This is a genomic window from Ottowia thiooxydans (assembly GCF_040548795.1).
Lineage (GTDB): Bacteria > Pseudomonadota > Gammaproteobacteria > Burkholderiales > Burkholderiaceae_C > Ottowia > Ottowia thiooxydans_A.
Genome location: NZ_JBEPSH010000009.1, coordinates 30978 through 52102, shown reverse-complemented (window position 1 = coordinate 52102; position 21125 = coordinate 30978). Strand labels below are relative to the sequence as shown.

Below are 21125 nucleotides of genomic sequence, written 5' to 3'. Positions count from 1 at the left end.
CCGGGGTGCAGATGAGATGTCTGTGCAGTTCATCGGGGCACGGTGCTTGTAGTGTCCGACGGCTGTTGCGTGCTGCTGCCGGTCTCGGTTTCCTTGAACTCCGAATTGGCACCGGAATCAGTCCACTCGGGTACACGACCGATGCGCGCCGCTTCGTGCCAGGCGAAGTTGAGCTCGATCTTCAAGCCATTGATGGGCTCGCGCATGAAAAGCTGGTAGAGGTTGGAGTTGTGCGCTTTGCGTTCGCTGAAATCCACGCCATTACGAGTGAGGCGTTCGATGAACTCTTCTATACCGTCGCAGTTGAAGCAAAGGTGATCGATTCGGCCTGAGCCGAGCGCGCCCGCAGCGGAAAAGTCGCGGTCACCATCTGTGGGCGTTTTCAGGTACGTGTCCTGGTGCTCGGAATGGCGAGCCTTGCCGATGTGAACCACGTCCTGCTCGCCGATATAGAGCCAGTACACGGGAAAGCCGAACTCGGGGTGGTAGCCGTTGCGAAAACCGAGGTTCTCTACGAACCAGTCGCGGGTGGCCTCGGGGTCGTGCGTGAGAATGAGCGCGTGCTCCAGAAATCGAAGTCCCATGGCGATGTCTCCAGCTTGTGATGATTTTTTATTTGGCGTGCTCGGACGAGACCGGGTTCGTTACCCCGGTTTCGATCACAGTTCGCGTGGCGTTGACCGACGCATAGATCCAGAGGATCTTCATGGGCTCGGTCTCCGACATGTTTCGAAAGCGGTGCGGCACGTTCGGGGGAATGAAGGTCGTGTCCAGGGGTTTGAGTTCCTGTACATCTCCATCGATGTCGAGATAGGCGTGGCCACTTAACAGCATCACGCTTTCTTCGCAGTTGTGGCTGTGAAAGGGAATGGCGGTGCCGCCACTGAACTCGGTGATGCCGTTGATGAAGCTTGTGGCGCCGATGGACGGCAGCACAAGAGGCGTGGTGCGGGCGCCGCCGCCCCGGTCGTGGCTCTTGATCTGATCGGGGCGCAGTACAGCGTATTTGGTGAGGGAGGCGGTGGCAGGGGCGTTGGTGGTCATGGGATTGCTCGTGTTGTGGTCAGGTGCGTGCGGGTCCGGTCCACACGGTTTTGGTATTGGTGAACTCGTGCAAGCCCAGCTTGCCCAGTTCGCGGCCGTAACCGGATTCCTTGATGCCGCCAAATGGCAGGCGGGGGTCAGAGGCCACCAGTCCGTTGATGAACACGGCGCCGGCCTCGATGCGACGAGAGAGCTTTCTTGCGCGGTCCAGGTCGTTGGTCCAGAGCGCCGCGCCCAGACCGAAGTTGGTCGCGTTGGCGATCCGAACGGCCTCGTCGGCATCGCTCACTCGCAGTATCGCGGCCGCAGGCCCGAAGGTTTCCTCCTGCGCTGCCACCATGTCGGGCGTGACGTGGTCCAACACCGTAGGTTGGTAGAACGCGCCTGGGCGGTCTACTGGCGATCCTCCCAGCAGCAAACGTGCGCCTTGCTGAACGCTCGCCTGCACCTGCGCGTGCAATTCATCGCGCAGGTGGCGTTTGGCCATGGAACCCTGTGTGCTGTGCTCCTGCATGGGGTCATCGACGTGCAGTTTGCGCGCTCCCTCGCAGAAAGCATCTACAAAGCGATCGGCCGCAGCCTGTTCCACGATGAAGCGTTTGGCTGCAATGCAGCTTTGACCAGTGTTTTGAAAGCGGGCCTTCACTGCCACCGCAGCGGCCGCTTCAATGTCCGCGTCAGCCAGCACAATGAACGGGTCGGAACCACCCAACTCCAGCACTTGCTTTTTCAGCGCTGTGCCCGCCTGTGAGGCGATCTTGCGACCCGCAGGCGTCGAGCCGGTGAAGGTCACAGCAGAAATGCGCGGATCGGCGATAAGGCCTGCCACCTCGCCCGCACCTACCAGCAAGGTGGTGAAGAGTCCGGCAGGCGCGCCCGCGCGTTTGAAAATGTCCTCTAGCGCCAGCGCGCATTGCGGCACATTGCTCGCGTGCTTGAGCACCATGGCGTTGCCGCCTGCCAGCACAGGCGCCGCTGCGCGCATGACCTGCCAGTACGGATAGTTCCATGGCATGACGGCAAGCACGGTACCCAGTGGGTCATACGCAATTCGGCTGTCGGTCGCGTTGCTGCTCACCACCTCGTCTGCCAGGAAGCCGGGCGCGGCGTCCGCGTAGAAGTCGAAGTTCCAGGCGCATTTCTCTACTTCACCGACCGCTTCGCTGAGCGGCTTCCCCATCTCCAGGGTGGCCAGGGGGGCCAGGTCGGACTTTTGCGCGCGCAGCGTTTGTGCCACGCGGCGCAGCAGGTCCATGCGCTCGGCGATCGGAGTTCTCGCCCATTCGCGTTGCGCCTTCGACGTCTCCGATAGTTTGCGGTCAATGGTGGCCGCATCGTGTTCGTCGAATTGCGCCAGGACGCCGTCGGTGGCGGGATTGGTGGAATGGATGCTCATGCGAAGGCCGTTTCTTTCAAGGCTGGGATGCCGAGTTGGCTGGCCAGGGTGTGCAGCTCGCTCATGACTCCGGCTGAGACGGGAATGCCCCCGTCGCGGTACCGCGCGCGCTTTTCATGGCTTTGCTCGCCGGGCAACCAGATGCGCTCCACGCCAGGCAGGCGCGCGCTGTCGCGGATGTCGCGGACCAGTCGATCGACGTTGTGTTTGAATAGCTGGGGATCGCCGAACGCGGACAGATCGATCACGAGAATGGCCTGACCCGTGTTGGTGACCGTCTTGAAATCAGAGTTGAAGTCGATCACATCGCGACCCATGGCTGCGCCACCCAGCGTGCCTGCCAACAGACCGACGATGAGCGCGAGGCCATAGCCCTTGTGTGCGCCGATGGGCAGCAGAAAGCCTTCGTTCGAACGGTTGGGATCAAGCAAGGGTTTGCCTTCCCGATCGATCATCCAGCCTTCTGGCATGGGTTCGCCCCGTTTGGCCTTGGCCTTGACCTTGCCATACGCGGCCACGGTGGTGGCCATGTCCAGCACCACAGGGGGTTCTTCGTCCGTGGGGATGCCTGCGGCAATCGGGTTGGTGGACAGCAGCATGTCCATGCCGCCCCATGGTGGCAGGTGGTTGGCGTTGCCTACCGCAAAGTACAGGCCGAGCATGTCGTGCTCAAGCGGACGGCGCGCATAGAGCGAGGCAGGACCCGCGTGGTTGCTGTAGCGCGTACTCACCCAGGCTACGCCACAGGTGCGGGCTTTTTCAATGGCAATATCCACCGCTTTGCTGACCACCAGGTGGCCCATGCCGTTGTCGCCATCCACCACGGCCATGGCTGGGCGCTCTTCAACGATGCGGATGTCAGGTTGCTTGTTGATGCCGCCTGCTTGAATGCGCTTGATGTATTGGGGCAGCCGGATCACGCCATGGCCGTCGGAGCCTTGCAGGTCGGCTTCGGTCATGAGCCGTGCCACCTGCGCAGCGTCGGCGTCCGGCAGGCCTTGCTGGGCAAAGGCTGAGTGTATGAATTCCTGCAACGCTTGTGCAGTGACGATGGAGGGGGTCATGTGGACGGAGGTGTTGGGAAGAGGTTGAGAAGCGTGGGTATGTTGGTCATCAGTCCGCTGAGATGCCCTTGGCCTGAATCAGTTTTCGATACAGCTCGTACTGGGTTTTCGTGGCGGCACCGAAATCTGCGGCGCTGGTGCCGCGGGGTGTTACGCCTATGGCCAGCAGCTTGTCGCGGGTGACGGGGTCGTTCACCGCGGAGACCACTTCGCGGTTGAGCCGGTCGATGACCCCCGGGGGGGTACCCGCAGGCGCCACCATCGCAAACCATGAATTGAATGTGAAGTTCGCCATGCCCGCTTCATGGAAGGTGGGCACGTTGGGAAATTGGGGCAGGCGCTGTGGCGTGGACACCGCCAGCAACCTGAGCTTTCCGCCCTGAATCAGGGAGGCCACCGTGCCCAGGCCCTGCATGGATACATCCACTTCCCCAGCCGCGACGGCCACAGCTGCCGGCGTGGCGCCTTTGTAAGGCACGTGCATGAGGTTGATCTGTGCGCGATCCAGAACGAGTGCCATGCCGATATGCTGTGGGCTGCCGTTGCCGCCACTGCCGTAGTTCAGCTTGCCTGGCGCTGCCTTGGCGGCTGCGGTGAAATCTGCCAGGCTTCGGTAGGGCGAATCGGTTTTGACCACCAGGCCCCATTCGATGGTGCCCACCAGCGACACTGGTATGAAGTCAGTGAGCGCATTCCACGGCATCTTGGCCATCATGTGCGGCACCATGGTAAGGACACTGTCGTTGAAACCACCAATGGTGTAGCCGTCAGGTGTGGAACGCGCCAAGCGTTCTGCACCGATCACGCCGGAGGAGCCGGCGATGTTCTCAATCGCAAAACCCTGGCCCATGGATTCGCCCATCTTCTGCGTGACCACGCGTGCTGCGTTGTCCACTGCACTGCCGGCGGCCAGCGGAACGATCATGCGGATGGGTTTGTTCGGGTATGTGCTTTGGGCATGAATCGCCAGGGGCAGGGAAAGCAGGGCCGTGAGGGCGGTCAGAGCAATGGGGCCGAACAATTTCATGCGGTGTCTCCGTATCTTTGTAATGTGTCCAGTGCGTGGCTGGAGAGGAGCCTGCAGATTAGGGACCTCAGCCTCGCTTGTCTAATGCTGAATTTGTGTCCTGCCATATCATCTTGATATCGGAAGGCCTCAAGATGAACCTGAAAACCCTGCGTTATTTCGTCGCCGTGGCTGATAGCGGCAGCCTGACGGCCGCTGCGGCCGCCATACCGATCGCTCAACCCGCGCTCACAAGGCAGATGCGCGAGTTGGAGAGCGAAACGGGAGTTCAGTTGCTGCAGCGCCTGCCACGCGGGGTGCGGCTGACGCAAGCGGGCGTGACGCTGTACGAGTCTGCGCAGCGCATCCTGTCCGAGGCCGCACGATTGGACCGGCGCCTGGCGCAGAGCCAGCAGCGCGATCTGGTGCCCGTGGTGGTGGGGGCATCACCGACTCTGGCGCGTTTGCTGTTGCCTGGCTTGTTCGAAAAAAGCATGACAGCGATTTCCAACTTGGAACTTCGGGCGCGGGAGGCATTCACGCCCGAACTGATCGATTGGTTGGACCGTGGAATGATAGACCTCGCGGTGTTGACCAACCCCGAGCCAGGACACCCGCTGTCCTTTCAACCCTTGCTCGGTGAGCCATTTGCCTTGGTGTCTCACGCCAAGATGGGCATTGGCCCAGTGGTCTCGGCGAGTCAACTCACCCGCATACCGCTGTTGATGACAAGCTTGCACCGTGGGTTGGTGGACCGCCAGCTCGCGAGCCTGGGTAGGTCCTTGAAGGTGCAGGCAGAGATCGATTCGGTGGACTCGATCCGGGCCATGGTCCTGCGTGGACGCTGGGCAACCATCATGCCCGTGTCGGTGTTTCGCGAGCACCTGCATCAGGAGCCCGTGGTGATGTCCGAGGTTTCAGGCGTGCAACTCAATCGCCTGCTCGTGCTGGCTACGCGTATTGATCCGCGACCAAACCCATCCCTATCGGTGGTGCATGACTTCGTGATTGCGGAGTTTGCGCGCATGGAGCGCCAGGGCATCTTCAGCTTTGGCAGCGCACACGCGGGGCTAACCTGACAAAGGCCGTCCGGACCGAGGCAGCGGTCCCGCACGAGTAATCGTCTTTTAGGCAGCCCCTGACGTTTCGCCGCTTGAAGAGCGACACATCACACGCAGCTGGGAAATCCAGGAAGGGTGTGGACAGTCCCTCTGCATCCTGACCCAAGCTGAACCGCTTATGCCAGGCGACTGTCGTCAAAGAGCACCTCAGGCAGACCGCGCACACCCAGGCCATGGAAGGCGAAGACGGCGCCAGCATCAGGGTGTTCGCTGCGCAAGAGGTTGCCGCTGTTGCTGATGCTTGTGACGTAGAGCACGTCCAGGTTCTCGCCGCCAAAACACGGGCAGGTGGGGTAGGGCGTTGGTACATCCAGCAGTTGGACCAGGGTGCCATCGGGGCGGAAGCAACCCACCTTGCCTGCCTGTACCAGTGCGACCCACAAGTTGCCGTCAGCATCCACGGTGGTACCGTCAGGCGCTGAGCCGTGGGGGCGGGTATTGAACAATGCCCGGCGGGGCCCGACCGCGCCGGTGGCGGGATCGTAGTCCACGCAACTCACGGTGTCGCTGAAACTGTCGGCGTGATAGAGGGTGCGGCCGTCGGGGCTGAAGCAGGTGGCGTTGGCCAGGGCGATGCCATCGAAGAGTTTCGTGACGCTGCCGTCGGTGTCCAGGCGGTAGTACGCGCCATCCGTATCATGGCGGCCCATCACCAGGGAGCCTGCCACGAAGCGGCCTTGTCGATCGGTACGGCCATCGTTCATGCGCATGGAAGGGCCCTTGTGCTGAACTTCGGCCAGTTGACGAGTGCTGCCTGTGCCCAGATCGAGGAGGTGAAAACCATCTTCGAGGGAGAGTACCAGGCGACCACCCTGCGTCAATGCAATGGAGCCTACATCGCTGGGAGTGTTCCATTCGCGGTAGTCGCTGCCCTGCAGGCGGCGTACCAGGCGCGCTTTGGAGTCAATCCAGTACAGCGATTGGTCACGCACGTCCCAGAGAGGGCATTCACCCAGGCGGTCGCGGGTGGTGCCCACGATCTCAATTGTTGTCGTCATGCGTTGCTCCTGGAGGCGTTAGGACTGCGCAACGCATCGGCGGCTGCGGCTCGGCGGATGAGGTAGCTGCGATACTGCTGGGGCCAGGTGGCGTATTCCTTGTTGGCACCCAGGGACACTTCAGCGTGGACGGCCCAATTGGGGTTGTACAGGGCCTCGCGGCCCACACCGATCAGGTCGGCCTGCCCGGCTTGCAAATGGGCTTCTGCCTGCTGCGGTTCTATGATCAGGCCCACACCCATGACTTGCAGGCCGGTGGCAGCGCGCAACGTACCGGCCAGTTCAGCGCGGAACTGCAGGCTGTTGGACACGGAACGACCCTGTGTGGGGTAGCTGGCGATGCCGCCTCCCGAAGAGCAGTCGACTACGTCTACGCCACGCTCTTTGAGCGCGCGCAGCAGGCCCACCATTTCGTCGAAATCCAGGCCACCATCAATGACATCAGCGAGTGAGACGCGCCAGAAAAGGGGCCTGTCTTCGGGCCATTCACGGCGCACCGCCTCTGCCACTTCCAGCGCAAAGGTCCAGCGGTCTTGACCATAGCGATCGCTGCGCTGGTTGGCCACGGGTGAGAGGAACTGGTGGACCAGATAGCCGTGGGCACCGTGGACCTCCAGGGCACCAAAGCCAGCTTCGCGCGCACGGCGTGCTGCATTGGCCCAGGCTTGCACGATGGCTTCCACCTCAGTCGTTGAAAGCGTCTGTGGCGTAGGCCAGCCGTTACCCACTGGAATGGGGCTGGGACCTACCACCGGCCACGGCGGCTCGCCGCGTGCAGCGTCGGCTTCGCCCAGCGGCCCGTGGCCATGCCACCAGGTCTGCGTAGAGGCTTTGCGGCCGGTGTGACCGAGTTGGATGGCAGCCACTGCACCGTTGTCGCGCAATGCTTTCGCCACGCGCGCTAGTGGAGCGATTTGCTCATCTTCCCAAAGCCCGATGTCTCCGTGAGTGCTGCGGCCGCGCTTCTCCACCGCGGTTGACTCGACGAAGACGATTCCTGCACCACCTAGCGCGAAGCGGGTCAGGTGGGCCAGGTGCCAGTCGGTTGCGCGTCCTGATTCGTCGCCTGAGTACTGCTGCATAGGCGAGATCACCACGCGGTTGCGTGCCTGCATGCCGCGTATCTTGAGTGGACTGAAGAGTTGGGTCATGGTCTTTTGTTTTGCCAATAGATCGATGCGAATGGTCGCGACGCAAGTGGCGACGCAGTTAGCGAGGCAGGTAGAGAGTCGGTTACCGCGGCTGGATGCCGGCGTCGCTGGCCACCTTGCGGAATCGCTCAATCTCAGTGGTCTGGAACTTGCGCATGTCTGCGGGCGACAGCGTGAGCGGGTCCGAACCGAACTTCTCTACGAAGGCGATGGCCGCCGGCGTCGACAAAAGCTTGCCCATGGTCTGAGCCAACTTGTCCGTAATGGGCGTTGGGGTTTCAGCACGAACATACATCCCACCCCAGCTGTAGTTGACGAAGCTTGGAAAGCCACTCTCCTTGACCGTGGGTACATCGGGCAAATCAGGGTGACGTGTATCGCCGGTCACTGCAAGCGCGCGCAATTTTCCGGCCTTGATCTGCGCCAGTGTCGCCAGCGGGTCGCTGATCGCCCAATCAAGCTGGTCACCCATCAGCCCCACGACGATATCGCCGATTCCTTTGTAGCTGACGTATACCTGCTGCGTCTGGGTGACATTGGCGAACCAGGCAGCAGAAAGCTCGAAGCCCCCTGTATAGCCTCCGACGTTGAGCGATTTTCCAGATTGGCGTGCGCCTTGCGTAATGTCGGCCACGCTCTTGAGAGGGGAGTTGGCACCCGTCACCAGAACCATCATCTGGCGAGAGAGTCCGCTGATGGGTTTGAAATCATTCTGCGCGTCGTAAGGGACACCTTTCATCAGCACCGGATTCACTGCCATGTGGGTGTTGGTGCCAAGAAAGATGGTGTGACCATCGGCTGGTGCGTTCTTGACGGCCATGGCAGCTATAGCGCCATTGGCGCCGGGACGGTTCTCGACAATGACGGATTGGCCCAAGGCCTTGCTGAGTTGCTCGCTGAAGAAGCGAGCAGTCATGTCGGAGCCGCCCCCTGCGGCAGTTGGAACGACGATACGCAATGTACGCGCTGGAAAAGTCTCCTGCGCCGACGCAGCGGGGACCAAGCTGACGCTGCATGCAAGGGCCCAGGAAATGGAGATGATCTTTGAGATGTGTCCGATGTTCTTCACGTTTGTCTCCTCAGTTATTAGTATGTTTTTTGAAGTGCCCACGAGCTAGATTGACGGTCGGCAAATCAACGGCGCGGATTCCCGGAGGGCAATTCAAGGATTTGTTTCGCCAGAATGTTGCGCTGGATCTCGTTGGAGCCACCGAATATGGCCGGCATGCGCGAGTCCAGGTACTGCCCCATCACATCGGTAGCGATGCCGTCAATGACCACATCGTCCATCTGGCCGCCGTAGTCGCCCGCCAGTTGCACCAGCTCGTCTGTGATGCGCTGGTACGTCTCCGTGCCCCAGATCTTGAGGTACGAGACTTCCGGGCCCAGCTCTTCGCCACCTCTCAGGCGGCCCATGAAGATCTCAAAAGCAGCCTTGAGGTCGCGCACATCCAGAACGATCTGGGCATAACGGTCGCGGAACCCTCCGTCCTCCAGCGCCTTCGTAGCTTCCACCAGGCGATCCAGTTGAGCCAACGCGTACTCGCACTGCCTGGGGGTGCCAAAGAAGATGCGCTCTTCGCGAAGGAATGAGTTGGCGACGTTCCAGCCGTCGTCTATGCGGCCCACCACGTTGGAGACCGGAACGCGCACATTGTCGAAGAACACTTCGCTGAACTCTCCCTCGCCCTTGAGGTTGACGATGGGGCGCACTTTCACGCCGGGCGTTTTGAGGTCAATCAGCAAGAAGGTGATGCCGCGCTGCTTGGCCACGCCTTCGGCTTTGCTCGTGCGCACCAAGGCGAACATCCAGTCTGCGCCGGGGCCCAGGGTGGTCCAGATTTTCTGGCCGTTGACTATCAGGTCATCACCGTCGCGGTCGGCACTGGTGCGCAGGCTGGCCAAGTCGGAGCCTGCATTGGGTTCGGAATACCCTTGGCACCACATGATCTCACCACTTAGCACGCGGGGCAGGTGGTAGTCGATCTGCTCGGGGGTGCCGTGCATCAGCAGCAGCTTGCCAATGGCCAGGCCATGGTCGGGGATGCGGGCGCAGCCGTAGCGTGCGATTTCTTCCGCGTAGATTACTTGCTTGGTAGCTGACAGGCCCATGCCGCCTGCCGACTTGGGCCAGGCCGGTGCAAGCCAACCCTTCTTGGAGAGCGATTGATACCAGTCAGAGATGTCTGAATAGAACGCACGCTTTTTCATGAAGCGCTTTTCAGGCGGATAGTTGGCGGCGATCCAGGTCGCCAGAACGCGGCGAAATTCCTCGTCGGGCAACTCGGCCACGTCTACGTCGTCTGCTACCACGACCGGCGTCGAATCTCCCTGTCGCACGCGACCGCTTTTAATCAGCTCGTTGATGAACTGGCCGCGCTGCCACAACGGGTTGCCTAACCACGCAGAGAGCGTCAGTCCGCGCTTGAGACACAAGCCGATGTCCGTTTCGTCGGCGATGCCCATGCCGCCGTGCAGATGAATGGCGGCCTTGCCTACCAGCAGCGCCGTGGCGCCCGCGCGGGCACGTGCAGCACGCAGAGACTGTATGCGGGTTACCGCGTCTGCCGTATGGGTCCAGTCCAGCAAAGCATTCTCGGCCGAGGCACGCGCCAGTTGGCAATGCATCCACATGTCCACCATGCGGTGTTGCAAGGCCTGAAAGGATGCAATGGGCTTGCCGAACTGAATGCGCTGCGAGGTATAGGCCACCGTCGTTTCCAGCGCGCTTTCGGCAACGCCCACGAGTTCGAAGGCGGAGACCAAACGAGCAAGCTCGATCGCCTGAGCGACCGCTTCCCGTACGGCAGTACCTCGGGCCAGTAGCGCTTCGGCGGGCAGACTGACGCCATCGAAAGAGACCGAGCCGAAGTTCAGGCCATCCACCGTGCGGCTGTTGTGCACGCGCAGGCCAGCTTGGTCGGACCTGACCCAGACCAGCGCGGGAGCACCGGCTTCGAGGGCATAGACCACAAAACCGTCGGCGGCACTGGCCAGGGGCACAAAACGCTTCTCGGCGCCTTGCAATTGCCAGCCCTCGCCACGTTTCAGGACTTGCAGCTGGGTGTTCTCCAGGTCCAGCGCACCGGCCGACTCTTGCCACGCCAGTGCGGCGACGGTCTCACCCCCCATGACGGCCTCGAGCAGCGCTTGTACCGCAGCGGATTGGGGGGCCAGGGGTACCAGGGCTTGCACCACCATCACGCTGCTGGCTACGAACGGCTCAGGCGCCAGGCCGCGGCCGAGTTCGCTGGCAATCAGAGCGGCTTCGGCTGCTCCGAGGCCGAAGCCACCCAGCGCCTCGGGCACCAACACGCCGTGCCAACCGGCTTCACCCATCTCGCGCCACACGGCGCGATCGAAGGGCACTTCAGTGTCACGAATACGGCGCACGCGTGATGGCGCGGGTTGTCTGGATAGGAACGCTTGCACACTGTCGCGCAGCATCGTCTGGGTTTCGTCGATCGTCGTCATGGTGTCTGTGAGTCCGTTTCCGCCCTCTGGAGGGTGGCGTTGGCGATGGGTTGAAGGGTTGGCCTGGCCGGGCGAAGCTTGAGCGTCAGATGTATGCCAGTGCAAGCTCTGGCCGGGGAGCGTCAATAGCCTTGCGCGCCGTCAGCGAACAAGGCGTTCTTGCTCTTCAATGCTTTCTTAATGACATATCATTCATGCCGGGAAGTCTACTTGCCGACCGGTAAAAATGAAAGCCATTCAATGGCCGCAAATACTCGGTAAAACCCTAGGTTTGCCCTGGGTCCTTTCCTTTGGGTCAAAAATCACCAATATCCGTTCGCGCTGAGCCTGTCGAAGCGTTGCGCAAGGCCACTTCGACAGACTCAGGACAGGCTTCGACAGGCTCAGCCCGAACGGTGTTTTTTGGTCCAAGCGCCACTTTCCGCTTGACCTGAACCATAGAACCTCAGCCCGAACGGTGTGGTTTGTTCAAACGACACTTGCCGCTTGAATAAAACCATAGATCCTCAGCGTCAACGGTCATAGGTTGCCTGTCTTGAAGTCCAAAAACGTCAATAGAAGACGGGCTATGACTTCGCCATCTAGCCAGGCCCGCCGCGGTGCAACCTCGGACAGCAGGGGATGGCGTCAGCGGCCCTGTGCCTGGATGTTTCCCACAGGCTCGCTCGCCCGACGTGAGTAGCGATGCGCCAGCGCTGCGCAGACCATCAACTGCATCTGATGGAAAAGCATCAGCGGCAGCACAATGGCTCCCACCGATGCCGCCGGGAAGAGCACCTTGGCCATGGGTACGCCACTGGCCAGGCTTTTCTTGGAGCCGCAGAACACAATGGTGATTTCATCGGCCTTGTCAAAGCCCAGCTTGCGCGCTGCCAAGGCCGTGAGCACGAGCGCAAGCGTCAACAGCACGGCGCACACAACGAGTAGGCCGGCCAGAGCCGACAGTGGCACCTGCTTCCACAAGCCTTCCATCACGGCGGCGCTGAAAGCGGTGTAGACCACGAGCAAGATCGAGCCCTGGTCAACCAATTTGAGTGTGGACGCGTGGCGCTTGACAAAGTTGCCAATCCAGGGGCGCAGTAGATGGCCAGCCACGAAGGGCACCATCAATTGCAGCAGAATGCGGCCAATGGCGTCAAGAGATCCGCCGCTCTGGTGGTGCGGCACCACCAGAGCGTTGACCAGCAGCGGCGTGATGAAGACGCCCAGCAGCGTGGAAGCGGAAGCACTGCACACCGCTGCAGGAACGTTGCCCCGCGCGAGCGAAGTGAAAGCAATGGCCGACTGCACCGTCGCTGGCAGCACGCAAAGATACAAAACGCCCACATACAGCGCAGGCGTGACCAGAGGCGCCAGAACCGGCTTGAGGACCATCCCCAACAACGGAAAAAGCACAAAGGTGCTGCAAAGAACGAGTAGATGTAGCCGCCAATGGGTTACCCCGGCAAAGATCGCCTCTCTGGAGAGCTTGGCGCCATGGAGGAAGAAGAGCATGCCAATGGCAATGCTGGTCGCCATCTCAAAAAAATAAACCCATTGCCCGCGGGCAGGCAGCAGGCTGGCTGCTGCCACCGTAGCCAGCAGGGCCAGTGTGAAGTTATCAGGAAGGTAGCGCGGGCGTGTCATGCCGGGATTGGACAGCCCCCGGATTAAAAAGAGAAATGGATTTATCTGATGGATATATGATTCTGAATCATGAATGTCACCTTGCGTCAGCTCCGCGTTTTCCGGGCGCTTGCCACAGAGCGCAATTTCAGCCGCGTGGGGGAGCGCATCGGCCTGACGCAACCTGCGGTGAGCCGGTCCATTCATGAACTGGAGGGTCAGCTCGGTCTCAAATTGCTTGACCGGACTACGCGTGAAGTGGCTTTGACCCAGGCAGGCCTATCACTTGCCACGCGGCTGGACAGGCTTCTTGATGAGTTGGATCAAACGCTGCGTGATGTAGGCGACATGGCGGGCGCCCTGCGCGGAATAGTGCGAGTCGCCAGTAGTCCGACACTGTCTGCCAATCTCATGCCCGACTGCATTGCGGCCTGTTTGCTGCAGGAGCCGGATATTCAATTGGTCCTGCTTGACCGCATTCAGCAGGACGTTCTGGGCAGCGTTCGGGCGGGTGAGGTGGATTTCGGCGTAGTGATCGAGCCTTCGCCCACCCATGACCTGCATTGTGAAACCGTCATGCAGGACCCCTTTGTGCTGGTGGCCCCCCAAGCCCATCCTCTGATGCGCCATCGCTCTCTGCCTTGGTCTGCTTTGAGTGGCTATGCGCTGGTGCTGCTTGACCATGCATCAGGCAGCAGGCGCTTGATCGACGCCGCCCTGGATCAGCATGGCGCTCGTTGTGAGGTGGTCCAATCGCTGGGGCATCCCACGACGGTGTTTCGGATGGTTGAGGCGGGGATTGGCATCAGCGTGATGCCCGCTTTGGCCGTTCCCCCAGATGGATTGGGCCGACTCGCTACGCGCCCGCTCATTCCCGTTGTTCAGCGAGACATCGTACTGGTGCACCGCCGCAACCGCTCGCCGTCGCCGGTCGCCCAGCGCGTGTGGGAGCTGGTCCGTGACACCGCTATTGGCCGTCTGCTTCGTTGACTTTCTGATTAATGCGGTCACGGCGGTGGCGCACAAGCGCGGTTTGAAAGCCATCGTCACGCTATGACGGAGGGCCTGCGGCATGTTTTAACGCAGGTCCCACCGGTCATAATTGACCCCATCGTAAAAGGATCGTTCTGTGAGTCTATCTGAGCAGCAAGGCGACATGCTTCGCCGTGAAAGTCGTCTACGGACATTGCCCGAGCAAATAGCAGAGCGTCTCTATGAATCTATTGTCTCCGAGCGTGTTCAACCCGGTGAGCGCCTGAGAGAAGACGCCCTGGCGACTTCTTTTAACGTGAGCCGCGGCCCCATACGTGAAGCACTTCGTATTCTTGAAAACGATGGTGTGATCCAGATGCTGCCTAACCGCGGTGCCTATGTCAGCAAGCTTTCCGTGGCTGAGGTCAACAGCGTATTTGAAGTCCGCATACTGCTGGCCGGCGCCATGATCCGGGGCCTGGTGAATGCGGACGCTGCGGTTTTTGCGGACTTTGAAAAACGGGTCCAGAAGCTCGAGGCACTCGCCAGGGAGCCAGGCGAGCAAGCCAGCACCTACGCCGCTTGCAGCGTTGATCTCTCGTTGACCTTGGCAGATTCTTGTGGGAATCCGGTGCTGGCGCAGTTCATGGGTTCTTTGGCGCGGCGCAGCTGGCGCTACACCAAACTCAGTTTGCGGACCATAGAGCGCCGTCAATCGTCAGCGCAGAACTGGCGAAAAATCTACAGTTTTGTCATGAAGGGCAAGTTTCATGAAGCTGGCGACATCATGGAGAAACTGGTCAACGCGACTCGAGTCGACGCGGTCAACTACCTGTCCGAGATGGAATCTGCCTGACCAGCCTTTGGGGCGCGGTGGCGCAAGACCTGCCGTCAGCTAGTCTGCGCTTGCTTCGAGTGGCGGTCTTCGGATTGAAAAACGATTCCCTGGCTGCCCAGGCGATCTATTTCGTCCTTCGACATTCCTGCAATCTCGCTGAGCACGCGGGTGGTGTCTCTTCCCACAGCCCCGCCGCTTGAGTAGACACGCCCTGGCGTCACAGAGAGTTTGGGAACAACGCCCGCCACCGTCACCGTCCCCAGTGTGTCGTGGGGGACTTCAAGCAGCATGTCACGCGCCTTGAAGTGAGCATCATGGAAGATATCTTCCATCGTGAAAATGCGGGTTGCAGGCACGCCTGCCGATTCCAGGCGCTGTTCCAGTTCAGTCAACGGGAGCGATTGCGTCCAGTCAGAAATCAGTTTGTCCAGTGCGTCACTGTTCAGAGACCGTGCCCTCGCTTCAGCGTAGTCCGGATGCGTGGCCAGATGCGCCTGCCCCATCGCTTCTGCCAGGCGCTGGAAGACGGCGTTGCCCATGGCCGTGATGTGAATGTGTGACCCGTCACCCGAAGAATACAGATTGTTCGGCGTGCTGTCTGGGAGCTTGGAGCCCGCACGGTTGGCAATGAATCCCAGCTTCTCGTAGGCAGGCACGTGGGGTTCCATGAAACTGAAGGCAGATTCATACAGGCTGGCATCAATCAACTGCCCCACACCGGATTTCTTCTGGTGCAAAAGCGCCATGACGGCACCGAATGCTGCGTACAGGCCGGTCACGCAATCCGTCAGGGACACCGCCGCGCGAGAAGGGGGCCGGTCAGGATCGCCCGTGACGTGCCGAAGGCCACTCACGGCCTCACCGATCACGCCATAACCTGCGCGTTCACTGTACGGCCCGTTCTGACCGAAGCCGCTGATGCGCACCATGATCAGCGAGGGGTTGATTTCCGAGAGAGCGTCGTAGCCCAAGCCCCATTTTTCCAAGGCACCAGGGCGGAAGTTCTCAATCACCACATCGCACTCTTTGACCAGTCGGCGAACGATTTCTCGCCCTTCTTCGGAGCGAAGATTCAGTGACACAAGCGACTTGTTTCGCAGGATGCTGGCTGCGTAGAGGGACTGGCCTTCGTAGCTCTTGCCCATCATGCGAACTGCGTCACCCTCTGCCGGCTCCACCTTGATGACTTCAGCTCCGAAATCTGCAAATAACCGACCGCAGAACGGACCGGCAACGGTAGACCCCAGTTCAAGAACTCGATAACCGGAGAGCGGGCCGGAAGCGTTTGGGGGGGCGTGGTTCATAGCAATAGTCCAGACATCTGAGAAAGCGCCGCAGGCAGTCGGCTTTAGATCTATGCTGATATTATTATTGTCAACAAGTTGAATGTCTACTACAATTTCTTCGACGGGCATTTGTCACTGGTGCAATTTGCAACTGTTGCCTGCGGAATCTGCCTCAAGCGGCTATCACGTCGCCAGGTGCGAGATTGATCTGAAGGCCAAGTGAGCGTGTGGCCTGTCGGCGTGAGCTCGGTCATTCGAGTGGCCAGAAGTCGCCACTCCATCCAGGCAACATCCGCCACACGGCGGCGTTGTGTCTGGGTTATTGCGTGAAAAACATAACGAATGGAGACAAAGACATGATCAAGCGCAGAGAAGTCGTTAAACAGATAGCTGCCGTCTCGTTGGCAGGCGCATCAGGCACGGTGCTCGCCCAAGGTGGTTACCCCACCAAACCTATCAACATGGTGTGTGGCTTTGCCGCAGGCAGCGCCACCGACGTCGTGGCAAGGGTCATCTCGCAAAAGCTCGGCCAGCGCATGGGGCAGTCGGTGGTGGTATCCAACGTGACCGGGGCTGCTTCCACCATTGCTGCAGACTCCGTGGTCAGATCGGCCCCCGACGGCTACACCTTGATGACGGTATCCAGCGCCATTACCATCGTGCCTGCGGTCTACAAGAACCTGAAGTTCGATGTGGAGAAGGACCTGGTCGCCATTGCCAACATAGGCTTCATTCCTACCGTGCTCATGGTGGCTGATTCGCTGCCTGTGAAGACCTTGGCAGAGTTTGTGGAGTACGCCAAAGCCCACCCTGACAAACTGAACTACGGCTCCTCAGGCACGGGTGGGTCCACGCATTTGGCAGCCGCGCTCCTGGCCCAGACCCTGGGTCTGCGGATGACCCACGTGCCCTACCGTGGAAACGGACCGGCAGGACAGGCCTTGATGGCCGGCGAAATTCAAATGCTGGTAGACACCACCGTGCTGGCCGCGCAATCGGTTCGCACGGGCCGAGTTCGAGCGCTTGCCGTGACGGGTAATGCACGCTCACAGGCCTTGCCCGATGTTCCAACGTTTGCAGAAGCGGGTGTCAAGAATTTTGATGCGTCTGTGATGTTCGGAATCATGGGCCCCAGGAAACTGCCGCAAGCTGTTGTCGAGCGAATCAACAAGGAAGTCGCGGAGGTCCTGGCCGATCCGGCTGTGCAGGAACAGCTGGGCAAAACTGGCGGGCTTCAATTGGCCGCCAATTCGCAGGAGCAGTACGCCAAATTCATTTCGGATGAAATTTCCAAATGGAAGAAGCTGGCGGCCCAGATGGACATTCGGGCTGAATGACTTCAGGCCCGCACACCAGCACACCCGCACCCAATCACGCACACTCGGGAGTACACAGAACGATGGAAACTTTGACAAAAGGAGCCAGTCAGCAGGAGGCGCTGGACACTTGGCAAGACGAACTGCAGGAATTGCAAAAGCGCCATGAGTTTGCAGAAAAAATGGGTGGCCAAGAGGCTATCGCCAAACAGCACGGAGCCAATCGCCTCACTGTTCGTGAACGCATCACACAGCTCGCTGATCAAGCCAGCTTCCAGGAAGTCGGAAAGCTGACCGGCCAGGGCCACTATGTAGATGGAAAACTGCAAAGCGTCACACCTGCACCTTATGTCATGGGGCTGGCCACCATAGACGGTCGGCCCGTGGCCATCGGCGGTGAGGACTTCACCATCCGTGGTGGCTCCAGTTGGAGTGGTGACCGAAAGAAGGGCGGGCAGGGCGGCTTCGTCGAAGACCTGGCACTCGATTACCGTATTCCCCTGGTCAATCTGATAGATGGCGCAGGTGGCAGCGTCACTTCTCACAAGCGCCGCGGCCACGCGGTTTTCCCAGGCGTGCATGGGTTTGAGACTTCGGTCGAGCTGATGAGTGTGGCCCCGGTGGTCAGTGCGGTACTGGGCACAGCAGCCGGGGGGCCTGCCGGACGGGCCATCCTTTCACACTGGTCAGTGATGACGCGTGACACCAGCCAGATCTTTGCCGCAGGACCTCCCGTCGTGGAGCGCTCTCTCGGGCAAAAGATCAGCAAGGAAGAGCTCGGTGGGCACAAGGCCGCATCGGACATGGCGGGGCTGGTGCACAACGTCGCGGCGGATGAGGCAGAGTGCTTTGAAATGATCCGGCGATATCTTTCCTACATGCCCAATAACGTGTGGGAACTGCCTCCAACGGTGGACATGCAGGATCCGCCCGAGCGCGCGGAAGAGGCGTTGCGGACCATCGTCCCCAAGGACAGGCGCAAGCCCTACAACATGCGCAAGCTGATCAGCCTGGTAGTGGACAAGGAATCGATATTCGAAATTCAACCCACCTATGGCAAGGCCGTCATCACCAGCCTGGCGCGAATGAATGGCAAAGTCGTGGGGGTGGTCGCCAACAATCCAATGGTCCATGGCGGCGCCCTGGACGTCAAATCATCGCGCAAGCAGACCCACTTCATCCAGCTTTGCGACACCTTTCATATCCCTCTCATCTTCCTGGTCGATGTGCCGGGATTCATGGTCGGGAAAGATGCAGAACTGGCAGGAACCTTGCGCGAAGGCATGCGCAGTGTGTATGTGGCGATGCAAGCGACGGTGCCTATCCTCACCGTGGTGGTGCGCAAGTGCTACGGCATGGCCGGCATGGCGGCGACGGACAAGAATGGCATTGGCCTGAAGCTGGCCTGGCCTTCTGCAGAGTGGGGGTCACTGCCGGTAGAAGGTGGAGTGGCTGCCGCCTATAAGAGGGAAATTGCAGCGGCGGCTGACCCCAAGCAGAGAGAACGTGAGCTGGAGGCAGAGCTGCGAGAGCTCACTTCGCCTTTTCGCACGGCTGAAGCCTTTGGTGTGGAAGACATCATCGACCCCAGCGAGACCCGACGTTATCTTTGCCGCTTCATCGATGCCGCTCAGGGTCGGCTCAAGTCAACGCTGGGTCCCAAGTTGAGGTCGGGTGTTCTGCCGTGAGGTAGGGAGCCTCTGCAAAGAGGCGTGCCTGTAGTTTCCTGAATTCGCCCCGGAGCTCAAAGATGGGTAATGACAGATGAAGCGCTTGAAGCGTCATGGATTGCATCGCCTTGCAGAAGACGTGTTGCTTCACGGCGCGAATCGTCCACCAGCTTTTCCATGGCGTCTCCGGCGCTCTGACCATCGCCTATCAGCAGCGCTTGCACAAGCACGCGCCAGGTTCTTGCGGACTCCTGGCGTCGCAGGGTGCTGCTGAGGCCAAGCTTGGTATATCGCCAGCTCTGGCGCGCGAGGGAATGCATGATCTCGGCCAGGCGTGCATTGCCGGAAGCATTGGCCATAGCCAAGGTCAACTCGACGCTGGCTGCCAGGTAGCCGCTGGCGTCATCCTGCGTGGCGGCAAGTTGCTCCAGATGCTCTACTCCGGCCACAAATGGAACAAGCGCTGCCCGAGGCATGGCCGCGAGTCTGCGCGCCATGGTGCCTCCCAGGACTTTTCGAACTTCGAATATGTCGTTGACTTCCTTGGTGGTGAGTTTGGTCACGTGCGCGCCTTTGTTGGCGAGCACCCTCACAACAGAGTCGCGCTCCAGAATTCGGAGCGCTTCCCGTACCGGGCCCCGGCTGATGCCGAAGGCCTCTGCCACAGCGTCTTCCCGGATACGTTCACCTGGCTGGTACTGCCCGGCCACGATAGCGGAGTAGATGCGCTCAGCTATCTGCTCCGGCATGGTGCGTAACGCAGCCACGCCGTTACGCATGCCTTCGGTGCGACCCAATGCTTCTTGCGCATGCTCGACGGAGCCGGAGATCGAGTTCATAAGCCCTCTGGCGTCGGCTGTGAGGCGCCGTGCGTGTTGCGTCGTGCGTGTGTGGGTCAGATCTCGATGATCGCCAACTCCTGGCCCTCTTTGATGGCCTGGCCTTCTGTGACGAGGATCTGAATGATCTTGCCGCTTTCAGGTGCCAGCACCGGAATTTCCATTTTCATGGACTCGAGCACCATGATGGTGTCTTCTGCCTCCACGGATGCGCCTACTGCCGCGCCAATCTTCCAGACGCTTCCGGTCACTTCAGAGCAAATTGTTTCGGTGGCCATGACTTTTCCTTGTTGAATTGAACTAAGTTGAGTATAGTGGACATTCAGTTTGTCAACAATCTTAATGTATAACGACATCGAAGGAGACATCGGATGAACAAATTCTCGCGTCGGCTTTTGGCTCAGTGCCTGGCAGCCGCCACCCTGGGTATGACGACCCTTGCCGCCCTCGCGCAGGATTGGCCGTCCCAACCCGTCAAATTGGTGGTGCCCTACGCGGCCGGGGGCACTACAGACCTCATTGCGAGAAAGCTGAGTGAGCGTCTCACGCGCGAACTGGGGCAGACTTTCGTGGTGGAAAACAAACCCGGTGCAGCCACCAACATTGGCGCGCAGTTTGTGGCGCAAGCCAAACCAGATGGCAACACGATTCTTTTCGGGAGCGTATTTCAGGTGTTGAACCATGTGTTCGGTCCTGATCCGGGCTTTGACATGTTCAAGGCGCTTGAGCCAGTGAGCCTGGTGGCGGAAATGCCTTTCGTCCTGGCTGCCAACCCCCGCACGCCTTATCAGAATGGCCGTGAACTCATCGCAGCCGCGAAGGCGGAGCCCAAAAAGCTTTCAGTCTCACACGCCCAACTGGACATCTCGCTGGAATTGCTCAACAACAAGGCCGGTATGGAGCTGCTGCTGGTCCCCTACAAAGGCGGCGGTCCCGCCACCACCGACGCCATGGCAGGCCAGGTCAACATGGTCTATGCACTGGTTCCGGTTCTCCTGCCGCACATTCAGGCTGGCAAGCTCAAGCCCCTGGCAGTCACATCCGGCACCCGCTTTGAAGGCTTACCCAATGTGCCCACCTTTGTAGAGAGTGGCGCCGACTTCGACATGACCATGTGGTACGGCCTGTTTCTGCCCGCCGGCACACCCAAGCCCGTCGTTGACAAACTGGCCCGAGTGACCCAGCAGGTCATGACCAGCAAGGACATGGTGGAAGCCATCCGCGCAGCCGGAGCAAATCCAAGGTTCAGTGCACCTGCCGACATGCGTTCTCAATTGACCAAGGAGCTCGCAAGCTGGCAAGGCGTTGCTAAGGCCATTCCAAAACTCATGCAGAAGTGAAACCC

General features: G+C 60.2%; 19 protein-coding genes. 6 read left to right on the top strand and 13 right to left on the bottom strand.

Features of this window, described 5'->3' with window-relative positions:
* Window positions 1-29 precede the first annotated feature (29 nt).
* From ABIE13_RS21490 to ABIE13_RS21470, 5 genes are read right to left on the bottom strand one after another with little or no spacing between them, the layout of a single operon-like run.
* The gene (locus ABIE13_RS21490; RefSeq protein ID WP_354447259.1) at window positions 30-584 is read right to left on the bottom strand and encodes a VOC family protein; all 555 of its coding nucleotides are present in this window, start codon (window positions 582-584) and stop codon (window positions 30-32) included.
* Between the two features lie 28 nt (window positions 585-612).
* Entirely contained in the window at window positions 613-1044 is a 432-nt protein-coding gene (locus tag ABIE13_RS21485; protein WP_354447257.1) for a cupin domain-containing protein, read from the bottom strand.
* Window positions 1045-1063: 19 nt separating this feature from the next.
* Complete coding sequence (locus ABIE13_RS21480; protein ID WP_354447255.1) at window positions 1064-2440, bottom strand: NAD-dependent succinate-semialdehyde dehydrogenase; 1377 nt, start codon at window positions 2438-2440, stop codon at window positions 1064-1066.
* Complete coding sequence (locus ABIE13_RS21475) at window positions 2437-3504, bottom strand: Ldh family oxidoreductase (protein WP_354447253.1); 1068 nt, start codon at window positions 3502-3504, stop codon at window positions 2437-2439. The genes ABIE13_RS21480 and ABIE13_RS21475 overlap by 4 nt, the downstream gene beginning before the upstream one ends.
* Window positions 3505-3553: 49 nt before the next feature.
* A complete protein-coding gene (locus ABIE13_RS21470; protein ID WP_354447251.1) occupies window positions 3554-4531 on the bottom strand; it encodes a Bug family tripartite tricarboxylate transporter substrate binding protein in 978 nt (325 codons plus the stop codon).
* A 134-nt stretch (window positions 4532-4665) separates the two neighbouring features.
* Between ABIE13_RS21470 and ABIE13_RS21465 the strand changes: the two genes are divergently transcribed.
* The gene (locus tag ABIE13_RS21465) at window positions 4666-5589 is read left to right on the top strand and encodes a LysR family transcriptional regulator (RefSeq protein ID WP_354447249.1); all 924 of its coding nucleotides are present in this window, start codon (window positions 4666-4668) and stop codon (window positions 5587-5589) included.
* Window positions 5590-5747: 158 nt separating this feature from the next.
* On the opposite strand, the gene ABIE13_RS21460 is transcribed toward ABIE13_RS21465, so the two are convergent.
* From ABIE13_RS21460 to ABIE13_RS21440, 5 genes are all read right to left on the bottom strand, one after another.
* Complete coding sequence (locus tag ABIE13_RS21460) at window positions 5748-6629, bottom strand: SMP-30/gluconolactonase/LRE family protein (RefSeq protein WP_354447247.1); 882 nt, start codon at window positions 6627-6629, stop codon at window positions 5748-5750.
* Window positions 6626-7780: an NADH:flavin oxidoreductase/NADH oxidase gene (locus ABIE13_RS21455; RefSeq protein ID WP_354447245.1), complete on the bottom strand. Its 1155-nt coding sequence runs from the start codon at window positions 7778-7780 to the stop codon at window positions 6626-6628. The genes ABIE13_RS21460 and ABIE13_RS21455 overlap by 4 nt, the downstream gene beginning before the upstream one ends.
* 82 nt (window positions 7781-7862) lie before the next feature.
* Window positions 7863-8849 (bottom strand): Bug family tripartite tricarboxylate transporter substrate binding protein, encoded by a 987-nt coding sequence (locus ABIE13_RS21450; protein WP_354447243.1) that lies wholly within the window; start codon window positions 8847-8849, stop codon window positions 7863-7865.
* Window positions 8850-8914: 65 nt separating this feature from the next.
* Complete coding sequence (locus ABIE13_RS21445; protein ID WP_354447241.1) at window positions 8915-11254, bottom strand: acyl-CoA dehydrogenase; 2340 nt, start codon at window positions 11252-11254, stop codon at window positions 8915-8917.
* A 627-nt stretch (window positions 11255-11881) separates the two neighbouring features.
* On the bottom strand, window positions 11882-12880 hold the full coding sequence (locus ABIE13_RS21440; protein ID WP_354447239.1) for a bile acid:sodium symporter family protein: 999 nt from the start codon (window positions 12878-12880) through the stop codon (window positions 11882-11884).
* Window positions 12881-12949: 69 nt separating this feature from the next.
* Here ABIE13_RS21440 and ABIE13_RS21435 point away from each other — a divergent pair, with 69 nt between their 5' ends.
* Both ABIE13_RS21435 and ABIE13_RS21430 read left to right on the top strand, forming a co-directional pair.
* Window positions 12950-13849 (top strand): LysR family transcriptional regulator, encoded by a 900-nt coding sequence (locus ABIE13_RS21435; protein WP_354447237.1) that lies wholly within the window; start codon window positions 12950-12952, stop codon window positions 13847-13849.
* A 139-nt stretch (window positions 13850-13988) separates the two neighbouring features.
* Window positions 13989-14687, top strand: a complete 699-nt coding sequence (locus ABIE13_RS21430; protein ID WP_354447235.1) for a GntR family transcriptional regulator — start codon at window positions 13989-13991, stop codon at window positions 14685-14687.
* A 35-nt stretch (window positions 14688-14722) separates the two neighbouring features.
* On the opposite strand, the gene ABIE13_RS21425 is transcribed toward ABIE13_RS21430, so the two are convergent.
* The gene (locus ABIE13_RS21425; protein ID WP_354447233.1) at window positions 14723-15973 is read right to left on the bottom strand and encodes a CaiB/BaiF CoA transferase family protein; all 1251 of its coding nucleotides are present in this window, start codon (window positions 15971-15973) and stop codon (window positions 14723-14725) included.
* 338 nt (window positions 15974-16311) lie between these two features.
* On the opposite strand from ABIE13_RS21425, the gene ABIE13_RS21420 reads away from it, so the two are divergent.
* Entirely contained in the window at window positions 16312-17292 is a 981-nt protein-coding gene (locus ABIE13_RS21420) for a Bug family tripartite tricarboxylate transporter substrate binding protein (protein WP_354447231.1), read from the top strand.
* Window positions 17293-17354: 62 nt separating this feature from the next.
* On the top strand, window positions 17355-18959 hold the full coding sequence (locus tag ABIE13_RS21415) for an acyl-CoA carboxylase subunit beta (protein ID WP_354447229.1): 1605 nt from the start codon (window positions 17355-17357) through the stop codon (window positions 18957-18959).
* A gap of 56 nt (window positions 18960-19015) precedes the next feature.
* On the opposite strand, the gene ABIE13_RS21410 is transcribed toward ABIE13_RS21415, so the two are convergent.
* Window positions 19016-19780, bottom strand: a complete 765-nt coding sequence (locus tag ABIE13_RS21410; RefSeq protein WP_354447227.1) for a GntR family transcriptional regulator — start codon at window positions 19778-19780, stop codon at window positions 19016-19018.
* 56 nt (window positions 19781-19836) lie between these two features.
* The gene (locus ABIE13_RS21405; RefSeq protein WP_354447225.1) at window positions 19837-20058 is read right to left on the bottom strand and encodes a biotin/lipoyl-binding carrier protein; all 222 of its coding nucleotides are present in this window, start codon (window positions 20056-20058) and stop codon (window positions 19837-19839) included.
* A gap of 93 nt (window positions 20059-20151) precedes the next feature.
* Here ABIE13_RS21405 and ABIE13_RS21400 point away from each other — a divergent pair, with 93 nt between their 5' ends.
* On the top strand, window positions 20152-21120 hold the full coding sequence (locus tag ABIE13_RS21400; RefSeq protein ID WP_354447223.1) for a Bug family tripartite tricarboxylate transporter substrate binding protein: 969 nt from the start codon (window positions 20152-20154) through the stop codon (window positions 21118-21120).
* Window positions 21121-21125 lie beyond the last annotated feature (5 nt).

Coding starts and splice junctions, on each gene's coding strand:
- ABIE13_RS21490 (WP_354447259.1), bottom strand. CDS start 584: ATGGGACTTCGATTTCTGGAGCACGCGCTCATTCTCACGCACGACCCC.
- ABIE13_RS21485 (WP_354447257.1), bottom strand. CDS start 1,044: ATGACCACCAACGCCCCTGCCACCGCCTCCCTCACCAAATACGCTGTA.
- ABIE13_RS21480 (WP_354447255.1), bottom strand. CDS start 2,440: ATGAGCATCCATTCCACCAATCCCGCCACCGACGGCGTCCTGGCGCAA.
- ABIE13_RS21475 (WP_354447253.1), bottom strand. CDS start 3,504: ATGACCCCCTCCATCGTCACTGCACAAGCGTTGCAGGAATTCATACAC.
- ABIE13_RS21470 (WP_354447251.1), bottom strand. CDS start 4,531: ATGAAATTGTTCGGCCCCATTGCTCTGACCGCCCTCACGGCCCTGCTT.
- ABIE13_RS21465 (WP_354447249.1), top strand. CDS start 4,666: ATGAACCTGAAAACCCTGCGTTATTTCGTCGCCGTGGCTGATAGCGGC.
- ABIE13_RS21460 (WP_354447247.1), bottom strand. CDS start 6,629: ATGACGACAACAATTGAGATCGTGGGCACCACCCGCGACCGCCTGGGT.
- ABIE13_RS21455 (WP_354447245.1), bottom strand. CDS start 7,780: ATGACCCAACTCTTCAGTCCACTCAAGATACGCGGCATGCAGGCACGC.
- ABIE13_RS21445 (WP_354447241.1), bottom strand. CDS start 11,254: ATGACGACGATCGACGAAACCCAGACGATGCTGCGCGACAGTGTGCAA.
- ABIE13_RS21440 (WP_354447239.1), bottom strand. CDS start 12,880: ATGACACGCCCGCGCTACCTTCCTGATAACTTCACACTGGCCCTGCTG.
- ABIE13_RS21435 (WP_354447237.1), top strand. CDS start 12,950: ATGAATGTCACCTTGCGTCAGCTCCGCGTTTTCCGGGCGCTTGCCACA.
- ABIE13_RS21425 (WP_354447233.1), bottom strand. CDS start 15,973: ATGAACCACGCCCCCCCAAACGCTTCCGGCCCGCTCTCCGGTTATCGA.
- ABIE13_RS21420 (WP_354447231.1), top strand. CDS start 16,312: ATGATCAAGCGCAGAGAAGTCGTTAAACAGATAGCTGCCGTCTCGTTG.
- ABIE13_RS21415 (WP_354447229.1), top strand. CDS start 17,355: ATGGAAACTTTGACAAAAGGAGCCAGTCAGCAGGAGGCGCTGGACACT.
- ABIE13_RS21410 (WP_354447227.1), bottom strand. CDS start 19,780: ATGAACTCGATCTCCGGCTCCGTCGAGCATGCGCAAGAAGCATTGGGT.
- ABIE13_RS21405 (WP_354447225.1), bottom strand. CDS start 20,058: ATGGCCACCGAAACAATTTGCTCTGAAGTGACCGGAAGCGTCTGGAAG.
- ABIE13_RS21400 (WP_354447223.1), top strand. CDS start 20,152: ATGAACAAATTCTCGCGTCGGCTTTTGGCTCAGTGCCTGGCAGCCGCC.